This is a genomic window from Kutzneria sp. NPDC051319 (assembly GCF_040682195.1).
In the GTDB taxonomy this organism is placed as follows: domain Bacteria; phylum Actinomycetota; class Actinomycetes; order Mycobacteriales; family Pseudonocardiaceae; genus Kutzneria.
Window position 1 is genome coordinate 1 of record NZ_JBFBAM010000130.1, and the last position, 12,259, is coordinate 12,259.

The window sequence follows — 12,259 nt, forward strand, 5'->3', positions numbered from 1 at the left end:
GAGGCATCACAGTCACGTCGGCGTCCCGGACGGACGCCGGCCTATTTTCCCGCATCAACAGCGGCCGTCACAGGCCCCCGTTACTCGCGGGGGTCTAGTGGGTGAGCAGGGCCGTGACGTCGATGTCCGGTACGCGGGAGCGGCCCTTGAGGGCGGCCAGCTCCAGGATGACCGAGACGGCGGCGACGGTGCCGCCGGCGTGTTCGACCAGTTCACGGGTGGCGGCGATGGTGCCGCCGGTGGCCAGGACGTCGTCCACGACGACCACGCGCTGGCCCTCGCGGATGGTGTCCTCGGGCAGCTCCAGCGTGGCCGTGCCGTACTCCAGCGCGTAGCTGACCCGGTGCCGCACCGCCGGCAGCTTGCCCGGCTTGCGCACGCACACCAGGCCGAGGCCGGTGGCGTAGGCGATGGCGGCCCCGAGAATGAACCCGCGGGCCTCGATGGCCACGACGGCGTCGGCGCCCGCCGGGAACCCGGCGGCCATGGCGTCCACCAGGACGCGGAAGGCCGCCGGGTCGGCGAGCACCGGGCTGATGTCCCGGAACAGCACGCCGGGCTCGGGGAAGTCGGGGACCTCCCGGATGAGCCCGAGCGCGCCGTCGAGAGTGGTGCCGGTCAGTGCCGCCTCTTCCCGCTCGGGCGGCCGCTCTTGCCGGACGGCCGGGCCTTGGGCGTGCGCGACGGCGTGCTCGCCGCGGCGGCCATGGCCTTCTCCTTGCGGATCTCGGCGCTGAGGGCCTCGTCGTCGCTCGGGTCGAAGTCCTCGCCCGCCTCGATGCCCTGCGCGGCCAGCTCCGCCTTGCGGGCCAGGTTGGCCCGGCGGTTGGCCACGCGCTCGGCCTGCAGCTTGTACTTCGGGTCGCGCATCTTCAGGTCCACCGTCAGCGGCGTGGCCAGGAAGATCGACGAGACCGCGCCGACCAGCATGCCGGTGAGCTGGATCAGGGCCAGGTCCTGCAGCGTGCCGACGCCCAGCAGCACGACGCCGACCACGAGCAGGCCGAGGACCGGCAGCAGCGCGATCAGCGAGGTGTTGATGGAGCGCATCAGGGTCTGGTTGACGGCCAGGTTGGCCGCCTCGCCGTAGGTGCGCCGGGTCAGTTTGAGCAGGCCGCGGGTGTTCTCCCGGACCTTGTCGAACACGACCACGGTGTCGTACAGCGAGAAGCCCAGGATGGTCAGGAAGCCGATCACCGTCGCCGGCGTGACCTCGAAGCCGATGATCGAGTACACGCCGGCCGTGACGATGAGGTCGTTGGCCAGCGAGGCCAGTGCGGCGGCGGCCATCGCGCGTTCGAAGTAGAACGTCAGGAAGATGGTCACCAGCACCAGGAACACCGCGAGCGCGATGAGGGCCTGCTGCGAGATCTCACCGCCCCAGGAGGAGCTGACCGCGCTGTCGCTGATGGCCTGCTGGTTGGGCTGGCCGTTGGTGCCCAGCGGCTTGAACTTGGCGAACAGCGCTTCCTTGAGCTTGACGACCTGGGTGCCGTCCAGCGGGACCGAGCGCAGCTGGATGGTCTCGGAGGCGCCCGAGCCCACGGTCTGCGCCTGCTCGGCGTCGCGGCCGACGGACTGCTTGTAGACCGACAGCACGCTGTCGACCGTGGCAGCGTCGCCCTGGCCCTTCACCGGCATCTGGATCTGGGTGCCGCCGGTGAACTCGATGCCGTAGTTGAAGCCCCTGATGGCCATCGAGCCCAGGCAGAGCACGATCAGCACGGCGAACGCGACGTACCAGCGCTTGCGCTTGCCGATGATGTCGAACGCGCCGGTGCCGACGTAGAGGTTGTGCAGCACACCGTGCTTCTGCGGGGTCACGGGAGTCGACACGTCAGGCCTCCTTCGCGACGGGGTTGGCCGCACGCTCGGCGGCACGCATCTCCACGCCGGCGTCGTGCACGGCGCCGAGGCCGGAGAAGGACGGCTTGGACAGGGTCTTGGAGCGGGACACCAGCGCCACCAACGGGTGCGTGACGATGAAGACCACGAGCAGGTCGATCACGGTGGACATGCCGGTGGTGAACGCGAAGCCGCGCACGTCGCCGACGGCCAGCGTGTACAGCACCGCGGCGGCCAGGAAGCTGACGCCGTCGGCCGACAGGATGGTGCGCCGCGCCCGGACCCAGGCCCGTGGCACCGCCGACCGGAACGACCTTCCCTCGCGCACTTCGTCCTTCATGCGTTCGAAGAACACCACGAAGGAGTCGGCCGTGATGCCGATCGCGATGATGAAACCGGCGATGCCGGGCAGGTCGAGGCTGTAGTTGATCCACCGCCCGAACAGCACCAGGATCGCGTACACGACCAGGCCGGAGCAGACCAGCGACAGCAGCGTCAGCACGCCGAGCGCCCGGTAGTAGAACAGACAGTAGATGATCACCAGGAGCAGGCCGATGCCGCCGGCCAGCAGGCCGGCCTGCATCGAGGACAGGCCCAGGGTGGCCGACACCGTCTGGTTCTCCGACACGGTGAACGACAGCGGCAGCGAGCCGTAGCTCAGCGAGTTGGCCAGCGCCTTGGACGAGGCCTGGGTGAACGAGCCGCTGATCTCGGTGTTGCCGATGATCTGCTGGTTGATCTTGGGCGCGGACTGCACCTGGCCGTCCAGCGTGAACGCGGCGTAGTTGCCGACGTTCTTGCCGGTGTAGTCGGCCCACGTCTTGGCGCCGTCCGGCTTGAAGGTCAGCGTGACGATCCACTGGGCCTGCTGCTGGTCGAACTGGGACTGCGCGGTCGAGATCTGCTTACCCTCGAGGAAGGACGGGCCCAGGATGTACTTGTTCTGGTGGTCCCGGTCGCAGGTGACCAGCGGCTTGTCCGAGTCGTCGTAGCCGGACATCGGGTCGGGCTTGGAGCAGTCGAGCGAGGCGAACGCGGCCTGCTGCGCGGTCGGGTCGCTGGCGACGGCCGGGTTCTGCCGCAGCGCCTTCGCGGCCTGGATCGCCTTGGCCTGGTTCGGGTCCGCGACACCGCTCACGGTCGGCGCCGGGCCGGTCGTGGTCGAGGAGGCCGCGGTCGTCGAGGAGGGCGGCGGGGCCGTCGTGGTCGGCGCGGCCTGCTTCATCGGCACCGGCATGCCCTGGGGCTTGGCCGAGGTCGAGGTGGCCGGCGCGGAGCCGGTGGTGCTCGGCGTGGTCGAGCCGCTCGGCTTGACGGTGTTGCCGCTGGTCGTCGGCTTGCCCGAGGTGCTCGGCGGCGCGACCGGCAGGATCATCGGCTGGCCCGACTGCGGGTCCATCAGCACCGGCCGGAACTTCAGCACGGCCGGCTGGCTGACCGACTTGAGCTGGTCGCCGTCGTTGCCCGGCGCGGTGATCACCAGGTTGCTGCCGTCCTGGACGATCTCGGCGCCGGAGACGCCGTTGCCGTTGACCCGGTCGGCCAGGATCTGCTTGGCCTGGGTCAGGGAGTCCTGTGCCGGTGGCTTGCCGTCCGGGGAGATCGCGGTCAGCGTGACCCGGGTGCCCCCCTGCAGGTCGATACCGAGTTTGGGCGTCGGCTTTCCACTGCCGGTGAAGAACACCAAGGCGTAGAGCACGACCACGATGAGGGCGAAGACACCCAGGTAACGCACTGGGCGGATCTGCCCGGCCGGAGGTGCCACGGTCGGTCGGTCTCCTCGTGCTGATAGTTGTTGGTGGTGTGCCCCGGCGCCCGGGTCGGACGACGGAGAGCCCTCACGTGGCGGTCAGAGTGCGGGCGAGGTCGCAGCGTACTCCCCGCCGTGTGAGGCGCGCGTCACTGTGCGAGGTCGCCCCGGCTCGGACGACCCCGCATCGGCCGGACGGCTCAGCCCTTGGTCTTGCTCTCCAGCGGCGGGGCGATCTCGGCGTTGCTCGCCGGCTCGCCCGCGACCTGCTCCTCGTCCTCGGTCTCCACGACGTCCGAGTCGACCGTCGGGTTCACCTTCTCGCGGACCGCCGCACGCAGCCAGGTCGTCACGACACCCGGCGCGATCTCGATGTCGATGTTGGTCTCCGAGTCGACGCTCGCCACCGTGCCGAACAGGCCGGACGTGGTCATCACGCGATCGCCGACGGTCAGCGACGTCTGCAGCTGCTGCTGCTGCGCCACCGCCTTGCGCTGCCGGCGGCTGCCGAAGAAGAGCATGCCGCCGACCAGCACGATGAGCAGCGGGAGCAGCAAGGCCTGGGGGTCCATCATTCTCCGTTCGGTGACGGCCCATACCTTCACAGGGCGTCACATGCTGGGGTATGCCCATTGAGTCTGCCACACGGCTTATCGCCCATAACCCGTGGCTGGCGGCTCGCCCGGCGCCTCGGCCGGCGGCGTCAGGCCCAGGTGCTGCCAGGCGGCGACCGTGGCGACCCGCCCCCGCGGCGTGCGCGCGAGCATGCCGGCCCGCACCAGGAAGGGCTCGCAGACCTCCTCGACGGTGGTGGGCTCCTCGCCCACCGCGACGGCCAGCGTCGCCACCCCCACCGGGCCCCCGCTGAAGCTCCTGACCAGCGCGTTCAGCACCGCGCGGTCCAGCCGGTCCAGACCGAGGTCGTCCACGTCGTAGACGGCCAGCGCGGCCTTGGCGACGTCGGTGCTGATGATCCCGTTCGCGCGCACCTCGGCGTAGTCGCGGACGCGGCGCAGCAGGCGGTTGGCGATACGCGGTGTGCCCCTCGAACGGCGAGCGATCTCGGCCGCGCCGTCACTCGGGAGGTCCATGCCGAGGATCGCCGCCGAACGGCGCAGCACCTGCTCCAACTCGGCCGGCGTGTAGAACTCCATGTGCCCGGTGAAGCCGAAGCGGTCACGCAGTGGGCCGGTCAGCGAGCCGGACCTGGTGGTCGCGCCGACCAGCGTGAACGGGGCGATCTCCAACGGGATGGAGGTCGCGCCCGGGCCCTTGCCGACCACGACGTCGACCCGGAAGTCCTCCATCGCCAGGTACAGCATCTCCTCGGCCGGGCGGGCGATGCGGTGGATCTCGTCGATGAACAGGACGTCGCCCTCGACCAGGTTGGACAGCATCGCGGCGAGGTCGCCGGCGCGTTCCAGGGCCGGGCCCGAGGTGATGCGGATGGCCGCGCCGAGCTCGGCGGCGATGATCATCGACAGGCTGGTCTTGCCCAGGCCGGGAGGGCCGGACAGCAGCACATGGTCCGGCGGCTGACCGCGCATCTGGGCACCGCGCAGCACCAGCTCCAGCTGCTCACGAACTCGGGGCTGGCCCACGAACTCCGACATCCGGCTCGGTCGCAGCGACGCCTCGACGTCGCGTTCGGTCGGTTCCGCGAGCGCGGACAGCGGCCCGTGCTCGTGCTCGTCGAAGTCGCTCATCGCTTACGGCCCAACGATGTCAGCGCCTGCCGCAGCACGAAGGCGGTGTCACGGGGGCGCCCAGGATCCGGCACTGCCTTGGCCAGCACCGCGTCCACCGCCTGCTCCGCCGCCTTCGCCGCGAAACCGAGGCCCAGCAACGCCTCCGTGACCTGCGCGCGCACGAGCTCGGCGTCGGCGCTGGTCTCGGGGCCGGGGGTGCCGCTGGTGAGCGCGCCGACCTTGTCGCGCAGCTCGATGATCAGGCGTTCCGCGCCCTTGCGGCCGATGCCGGGCACCTGCGTGAGCATCGAGGTGTTGCCCTCGGCCAGCGCCGCCCGCAGCTTGTCCGGCTCCAGCACCGCCAGCGTCGCCAGCGCGATCTTCGGGCCGATGCCCGACACCGTCAGCAGCAGGCCGAACAGCTGCCGCGCGTCCGGGTCCGTGAAGCCGAACAGAGTCATCGAGTCCTCGCGCACGATCAGTGCCGTGTGCAGCATCGCCTCGGTGCCGCGGCGCAGGCTGGCCAGCGTCGTCGGCGTGGCGAGCACGGCGTAGCCCAGGCCGCCGACCTCGATGACGGCATGGTCCAGGGCGATGGACAGCACCGGTCCACGTACCGACGAGATCACCGGGCTACTCCCCTGTTCGCGGCCTCGGCCAGCCGGGCCTTGTGTCGACGTTGCAGTTCCGCGGCGCGGGCCTCGGCCTGCGCCAGCCGGGCGATCAGCGGCGCCCGCCACAGATGGCAGATGCCCAGCGCCAGCGCGTCCGCGGCATCCGCCGGCTTGGGCGCGACGGTCAGGCCCAGCAGGCGGGTCACCATGGTCGTGACCTGCGCCTTGTCGGCCGTGCCCGAGCCCGTGACGGCCGCCTTGACCTCGCTCGGCGTGTGGAAGGCGACCGGCAGGCCACGCTTGGCCGCCAGCAGCGCCACCACCCCACCGGCCTGGGCCGTGCCCATCGCCGTGCGCACGTTGTGCTGGCTGAACACCCGCTCGATCGCCACCACCTCGGGGCGGTGCCGGTCCAACCAGTCCTCCACCACCTCGGACAGCTGGAGCAGGCGCCGGGCCAGATCCTCGTCGGCCGGGGTCCGGGCCACGCCCACCTCGACGCAGCGCACCGTGCGCCCCGGCCCGCCGTCGACCACGCCGAGGCCGCACCGGGTCAGCCCAGGGTCGACGCCAAGCACCCGCACTTCGTCCCGCCTCCGCCGATTCGCCGAACACCCGTTCGAGCGGGGACATTACCGGGCCCGGTGATCGGCCCCGCCGGCAACACGCCGTTGTGCAGGGAAGGACGCCTTACCCTCGTTGAACGCGGGTAAGGCGTCCTTCCCTGCATCAGCGACATCAGCGACATCAGCGGGATGGTCGCCCGATCGCCGCGACGGGATTTCAGGCGCCGTCGACGCCCGGACGCCAGGACTCCGGGCGGCCGCTCATGGTCAGCACCGGCTGCCACTGGGCGAAGCCCTGCGGCGCCTGCGGATGCCACGGCCAGAAGCCGCCCTCGGACGGCACGATCAGCTGCACGGCCGGGAAGTCGCCGGTGGGGTACAGCAGGAAGGCGCTGCCGAAGAACTCCGGGTAGTAGCCCCGGGCCACCCGCTCCACGGTGATCGGCACGCCGTTGAAGAACTGCCGGTACAGCTGCCCCGGCTGGAACCGCACGCCCTGCCGGGCCTCGTTCACGTACGCGGTGATGAGCACCCGGCCCAGCTCCAGCGGCAGCCCGATGACCACCGCCTCCGCCACGCCGAACCGCCGCCACGCGCCGACCGTGAAGCAGTAGGGCGCCCCGTGCTCGTCGCCCGCCACCTCGACCACCGCGTTGCCGTGGTCCTCCGCCTGCTTCAGCAGCCACTGCCGCATGTCGCGGTCGGCGTCGGGGAGCTTGTTCATCGCGGAGTTCGGGGGCACGAGCGCCATTCTGCACAACAACTGAGTGAACTAAAAGTAATGCCCGGCAGTGCTTTCGTCGCCGCCTTCGGCGTCGCGGGCTCGGCCCCGGGTAGCCGACGCCTCGCCCTTGCCGGATTTAGCCCGCCGCGTCGGCCCAGGTGGATGGGCGCGTCAGGTGGCGGCGGCCGAAATCCGGCAACCGGGCGAAGCATCGGCGGGGCCTCGCGCCTGCTGCGTTGCCCGGCAACGCCGGTTGCCGGGCACCACAAAGTCAACTCAGGCGTCGACCTCGGCCATGACCTCGTCGGACACGTCGAAGTTGGCGAAGACGTTCTGCACGTCGTCGCAGTCCTCCAGCGCGTCGATCAGCTTGAACATCTTGCGCGCGCCGTCGGCCTCCAGCTGGACCGTCATGGACGGCAGGAAGTTGGCCTCGGCCGACTCGTAGTCGAAGCCGGCCTCCTGCAGCGCCTTGCGGACCGGGATGAGGTCGCCGGCCTCGGACACGATCTCGAAGCTCTCGCCGAGGTCGTTGACCTCCTCGGCGCCCGCGTCCAGCACGGCCATCAGGACGTCGTCCTCGGACACGTCGTTCTTCGGCATGAGCACGACGCCCTTGCGCGAGAACAGGTAGGCCACCGAGCCCGGGTCGGCCATGTTGCCGCCGTTGCGGGTCATCGCCGTGCGCACCTCGGACGCGGCGCGGTTGCGGTTGTCGGTGAGGCACTCGATCAGCACGGCCACGCCGTTGGGCCCGTAGCCCTCGTACATGATCGTCTGCCAGTCGGCGCCGCCGGCCTCCTCGCCGCCGCCGCGCTTGCGGGCCCGCTCGATGTTGTCCAGCGGCACCGAGTTCTTGCGGGCCTTCTGGATCGCGTCGTACAGCGTCGGGTTGCCGTCCGGGTCACCGCCCCCGGTGCGGGCCGCCACCTCGATGTTCTTCACCAGCCGCGCGAACAGCTTGCCGCGCTTGGCGTCGATCGCGGCCTTCTTGTGCTTGGTAGTCGCCCACTTGGAGTGGCCGCTCATGAAACTTCCTCCGTCAGACTCGACGACCTCGACGACCGTTCCCACGACGCCCTCAGGCCGCGCGGACAGTCTCCACGAACAGGCGGTGCACGCGCTCGTCGCCGGTGAGCTCGGGATGGAACGCGGTCGCGAGCACGGACCCCTGCCGAACTGCGACGATCCTACCGGCGGCGACGCCGCTGGACGGTATGTCGGGCACCCGGGCGAGGACCTCGACGCCCTCGCCGACCGACTCCACCCAGGGGGCGCGGATGAACACCGCGTGCACCGGGCCGCCGTCGACCCCGATGACCGGCAGCTCGCACTCGAACGAGTCGACCTGCCGGCCGAAGGCGTTGCGCCGGACCACCATGTCCACGGCGGCCAGCTGCTGCTGGTCGGGGCGGCCGTCCTCGACCGTCCCGGCCAGCAGGATCATGCCGGCGCACGAGCCGTACGCGGGCAGGCCGTCGACCAGCCGCTTGCGCAGCGGTTCGAGCAGCTCGAAGGTCTCCAGCAGCCTGCTCATGGTGGTCGACTCGCCGCCGGGCAGCACGATGCCGTCGACCTCGGCGAGCTCCTCGGGCCTGCGCACCGGCCGCGCGATCACATCGCACTCGGCCAGCGACACGAGGTGCTCACGCACGTCGCCCTGCAGGGCGAGCACGCCGATGACGGGCTGGGCGGGCACGGGTGAGCGACCTCCTGGACGGGCAGTACCTGAACCTCCAGCTTATTGACCGCCGACCGGGACCGCGCTGGTGGGGTCGGACTCGTCGGCCCCGCGCCGGCGGCTGACCGCCCACCAGCCGATCGCGATGACCGCCGCGATGCCCGGGATGGAGAAGAAGGCGACCTGCTCGGCGCCGCCGGCGAAGCCCATCATCACCACGATCAGCACCAGGAAGCCCAGCGTCAGCCAGCCCGTCCACGGCGCCCCCGGCATTCGGTAGTGCGGCCGTTCGATCTCGCCGCGCAGCGCCTTCTGCCGCAGCCGCATCTGACAGAACACCAACGTGGCCCACGTGGCGACCACACCGAGCGAGGCGATCGCGGTGGCGATGTCGAACGCGGCCGTCGCCCCCTTGAACTGGTTGAGCGCGACACCGGCGACGTAGATGACGCTGGTGAACAGGATGCCGCCGTAGGGCACGTGGTTGCGGCTCATCTTGCCGGCGAAGGCCGGGGCCTCCTTCTTGTCGGCCAGGGAGCGCAGCACGCGGCCGGTGGAGTACAGGCCCGAGTTGCAGGAGGACAGGGCCGCGGTCAGCACGACGGCGTTCATCAGGTCGCCGACCCAGGGCAGGCCCAGCGCGCTGAACACCGTGACGAACGGGCTCTCCGACGAGCTGTACATGACCGAGGGCAGCAGCATGGCCAGCAGGGTCACCGAGCCGACGTAGAAGATGGCGATGCGCCAGACCACGCCGTTGATCGCCTTGGGCATGACCTTGTGCGCGTCCTTGGTCTCGCCGGCGGCGATGCCGACCAGCTCGATCGCCGAGTACGCGAAGATCACCGCCTGCAGCGCGATCAGCGCGACGCCGACGCCGTGGGGGAAGAAGCCGCCGTCGGCGACCAGGTTGGACGGGCTGGCCGGGTGGCCGGCGATGGTCGTGGACGTGACCACCAGACCGATGCCGACCAGCAGGAACGCGATGATCGCGGCCACCTTGATGACCGAGAACCAGAACTCCAGCTCGCCGAACAGCTTCACCGAGACCAGGTTGATGGTCAGCAGGGCGACCAGGGCGATCAGCGCGGTGATCCAGGTCGGCAGGTTCGGCAGCCAGCGCTGCACGTAGATGCCGACCGCGGTGATCTCGGCGACGCCGGTCATGGCCCAGTTCAGCCAGTACATCCAGCCCGCGGTGAAGCCGGCCCACGGGCCGATGAACTCACGGGCGTAGGTCACGAAGCTGCCGGACGTCGGCCGGTACAGGACCAGCTCGCCCAGGGCCCGCATGACGAAGAAGGCAGCGGCGCCGCACAGGGCGTAGGACAGGATCAGGCCGGGGCCGGCGGCGTGCAGGCGGCCGCCGGCGCCGAGAAAGAGGCCGACGCCGATGGCGCCGCCCATCGCGATCATCTGCACCTGGCGGTTGCCGAGGGACTTCGCGTAGCCCTCGCCCTCGTGGGAAGAATCCACGGAAACGGTTTCCCTTCGATACTGCGAAAGGCACCGAAACCGCCTCCGGCTCCGGTGCTGGAGAACTCGACCTCGGGGTGAGACGGACCACACCCCCGATGAGGACGGGACTCTAGCCAGCGAACGGAGCAGCCCACTATTCCGTTTGAGCAAGCCTTGATGTGACGAGCGACACCGTTTAGGCGACGCCGAACAGCCGCAGCACCGCCGTCGTTCCCGCGGCCAGGAGCACCACCAGCACGAACGGCACCTTTCGCCAGGCCGCAATGGCCCCGACGCCCACGCCGGCCAGCAGCGCCCAGCCGCCGAATTTCCCGCCGGGAACGAACGCGTTGACCGCGACAAGGGCAAGAAGAAGCGCCGTCGCGGCCATTGACAGCAGCATTTGCACGCGCGGCGGCACGGTGACGCGATTGCGGAGTTGGGGGCCGGCGAAGCGAATGCCATAGGTGCCGGCGGCCAGGGCCAGCACGACCGTGAGCGTCATGCCGTCACCTTTCGTCGTGTCGGGAGCGCCGCGACGACGCCCAATGCCGCCAGCACGACCGGAATTCCCGGTGGCAGGAACGGCGTGGTAGCCACCGCGATGGCCGCGCCCAGCACGGCCACGCGCAGCGTCACCTTGTCCTTGAGCGCCGGCAGGATGAGCGCGAACATCGCCGCCGGGAAGGCCGCGTCCATGCCGAAGCGGTCGGGGTCGCCGATGACCCGGCCGATCAGGGCGCCGACCAGCGTGCCGGCGTTCCACGTCAGGAACAGGGCGAGGCCGCAGGTCCAGAACGCCGCCTTGGCCTTCTTGCGGTCACCCTGGGCCATGGCGAAGGCCACCGACTCGTCGATCAGGATGTGGCTGCCCACGATGCGGGCCGCCAGCTTCTGGCCGAGCAGGTCGCCCATGGCCAGACCGAACGGCAGGTGGCGGGCGTTGAGCAGCAGGCCGGCCACCACCGCGGCGATCGGGCTGCCGCCCGCGGCCACGATGCCCACGACCATGAACTGCGAGCCGCCGGCGAAGATCAGTAGCGACATCGCGCAGACCAGGGCCACCGAGATGTGCGCCGCCACCGCGATCGCGCCGAAGGACGCGCCCGTCACGAAGGCGGTCAGGGCGATGGGCGAGACATTGCGGACCACGGAGAGGTCTAATGTTCGCCAGATCGAACGAACCATAGTGCAAGCTGAACACCCCGCGCCGATGTTCGTCAAGCCGAACGTCCCGACCGATGGAACGAACACGTGGATCGCAGCTCCGCCCCGCTGGACGTGATCGCCGCCGCGCTGCGCCGCGAGCGTGACCGCGTCGGACTGTCCCTGTCCGAGCTGGCCAAGCGGGCCGGCATCGCCAAGAGCACCCTGTCCCAGCTCGAATCGGGCGCCGGCAACCCCTCCGTCGAGACCCTCTGGGCCCTCGGCGTCGCCCTCGGCGTGCCCTTCTCCCGCCTCGTCGACCCGCCCCGGCCGCCCGTCCGCGTCGTCCGCTTCGGCGAGGGCCCCTACCTGCGCTCCGAGCAGTCCAACTACTCCGCCGCCCTGCTCTCCGCCTGTCCTCCCGGCGCCCGCCGCGACATCTACCTGGCCACCATGAGCACCGACGCCGGCCGCCACTCCGTGCCCCACATGCCCGGCACCGTCGAGCACCTCGTCGTCTCCACCGGCCGCGTGCTCGCCGGCCCCGCCGACGACCCGGTCGAACTCGGCCCCGGCGACTACCTCTCCTACCCCGGCGACGTCCCGCACCTCTACCAGGCGCTGGATCCCGACACCGTCACCGTGATGGTCATGGAGCACGTGTGACCCGATCGTGCCGGCGGGGCTGAGGGCATGTCCGAGAACTCGGGGGCGCCCGCCCCGCCTGACCACCGCGAGTCCCGCTCTCGGGCAACCATGTGTCGAGTTCATGACTGCCCGAGAGCGG

At 70.5% G+C, this 12,259-nt stretch carries 14 protein-coding genes; 1 reads left to right on the forward strand and 13 read right to left on the reverse strand.

Features of this window, described 5'->3' with window-relative positions; genetic code table 11:
* Positions 1–94: 94 nt before the first annotated feature.
* The 13 genes from AB0M73_RS48620 to AB0M73_RS48680 form a co-directional block, all read right to left on the reverse strand.
* The gene (locus tag AB0M73_RS48620) at positions 95–622 is read right to left on the reverse strand and encodes an adenine phosphoribosyltransferase (RefSeq protein ID WP_363906852.1); all 528 of its coding nucleotides are present in this window, start codon (positions 620–622) and stop codon (positions 95–97) included.
* On the reverse strand, positions 619–1,836 hold the full coding sequence (gene secF, locus AB0M73_RS48625) for a protein translocase subunit SecF (RefSeq protein WP_363906834.1): 1,218 nt from the start codon (positions 1,834–1,836) through the stop codon (positions 619–621). Before secF ends, AB0M73_RS48620 begins: the two co-directional genes overlap by 4 nt.
* Position 1,837: 1 nt before the next feature.
* Positions 1,838–3,610: a protein translocase subunit SecD gene (gene secD / locus AB0M73_RS48630; protein WP_363906836.1), complete on the reverse strand. Its 1,773-nt coding sequence runs from the start codon at positions 3,608–3,610 to the stop codon at positions 1,838–1,840.
* 185 nt (positions 3,611–3,795) lie between these two features.
* The gene (gene yajC, locus AB0M73_RS48635; protein WP_043728918.1) at positions 3,796–4,167 is read right to left on the reverse strand and encodes a preprotein translocase subunit YajC; all 372 of its coding nucleotides are present in this window, start codon (positions 4,165–4,167) and stop codon (positions 3,796–3,798) included.
* Positions 4,168–4,245: 78 nt separating this feature from the next.
* Positions 4,246–5,301: a Holliday junction branch migration DNA helicase RuvB gene (gene ruvB, locus AB0M73_RS48640; RefSeq protein ID WP_363906837.1), complete on the reverse strand. Its 1,056-nt coding sequence runs from the start codon at positions 5,299–5,301 to the stop codon at positions 4,246–4,248.
* Positions 5,298–5,912 (reverse strand): Holliday junction branch migration protein RuvA, encoded by a 615-nt coding sequence (ruvA, locus tag AB0M73_RS48645; RefSeq protein ID WP_363906839.1) that lies wholly within the window; start codon positions 5,910–5,912, stop codon positions 5,298–5,300. The genes ruvB and ruvA overlap by 4 nt, the downstream gene beginning before the upstream one ends.
* Positions 5,909–6,481 (reverse strand): crossover junction endodeoxyribonuclease RuvC, encoded by a 573-nt coding sequence (ruvC, locus tag AB0M73_RS48650; protein ID WP_043716634.1) that lies wholly within the window; start codon positions 6,479–6,481, stop codon positions 5,909–5,911. The genes ruvA and ruvC overlap by 4 nt, the downstream gene beginning before the upstream one ends.
* Positions 6,482–6,680: 199 nt before the next feature.
* Positions 6,681–7,214, reverse strand: a complete 534-nt coding sequence (locus AB0M73_RS48655) for a DUF4262 domain-containing protein (RefSeq protein WP_363906841.1) — start codon at positions 7,212–7,214, stop codon at positions 6,681–6,683.
* A gap of 249 nt (positions 7,215–7,463) precedes the next feature.
* Positions 7,464–8,216, reverse strand: a complete 753-nt coding sequence (locus AB0M73_RS48660) for a YebC/PmpR family DNA-binding transcriptional regulator (RefSeq protein WP_043728926.1) — start codon at positions 8,214–8,216, stop codon at positions 7,464–7,466.
* Positions 8,217–8,268: 52 nt separating this feature from the next.
* Entirely contained in the window at positions 8,269–8,886 is a 618-nt protein-coding gene (gene pdxT, locus AB0M73_RS48665) for a pyridoxal 5'-phosphate synthase glutaminase subunit PdxT (protein ID WP_043716635.1), read from the reverse strand.
* A gap of 42 nt (positions 8,887–8,928) precedes the next feature.
* The gene (locus AB0M73_RS48670) at positions 8,929–10,344 is read right to left on the reverse strand and encodes an amino acid permease (RefSeq protein WP_363906844.1); all 1,416 of its coding nucleotides are present in this window, start codon (positions 10,342–10,344) and stop codon (positions 8,929–8,931) included.
* 178 nt (positions 10,345–10,522) lie between these two features.
* Entirely contained in the window at positions 10,523–10,831 is a 309-nt protein-coding gene (locus AB0M73_RS48675; RefSeq protein ID WP_363906846.1) for an AzlD domain-containing protein, read from the reverse strand.
* On the reverse strand, positions 10,828–11,478 hold the full coding sequence (locus AB0M73_RS48680; protein ID WP_363906848.1) for an AzlC family ABC transporter permease: 651 nt from the start codon (positions 11,476–11,478) through the stop codon (positions 10,828–10,830). The genes AB0M73_RS48675 and AB0M73_RS48680 overlap by 4 nt, the downstream gene beginning before the upstream one ends.
* Positions 11,479–11,580: 102 nt before the next feature.
* On the opposite strand from AB0M73_RS48680, the gene AB0M73_RS48685 reads away from it, so the two are divergent.
* Positions 11,581–12,138 carry an XRE family transcriptional regulator gene (locus tag AB0M73_RS48685; RefSeq protein WP_363906850.1) on the forward strand — a complete coding sequence of 186 codons (558 nt, stop codon included), beginning with the start codon at positions 11,581–11,583 and terminating at the stop codon, positions 12,136–12,138.
* The last annotated feature ends 121 nt before the right edge of the window (positions 12,139–12,259 follow it).

Bases quoted from the DNA above. Each gene is read 5' to 3' on its own strand.
- yajC (WP_043728918.1), bottom strand. From the start codon at position 4,167: ATGGACCCCCAGGCCTTGCTGCTCCCGCTGCTCATCGTGCTGGTCGGC.
- ruvB (WP_363906837.1), bottom strand. From the start codon at position 5,301: ATGAGCGACTTCGACGAGCACGAGCACGGGCCGCTGTCCGCGCTCGCG.
- AB0M73_RS48655 (WP_363906841.1), bottom strand. From the start codon at position 7,214: ATGGCGCTCGTGCCCCCGAACTCCGCGATGAACAAGCTCCCCGACGCC.
- AB0M73_RS48660 (WP_043728926.1), bottom strand. From the start codon at position 8,216: ATGAGCGGCCACTCCAAGTGGGCGACTACCAAGCACAAGAAGGCCGCG.
- AB0M73_RS48675 (WP_363906846.1), bottom strand. From the start codon at position 10,831: ATGACGCTCACGGTCGTGCTGGCCCTGGCCGCCGGCACCTATGGCATT.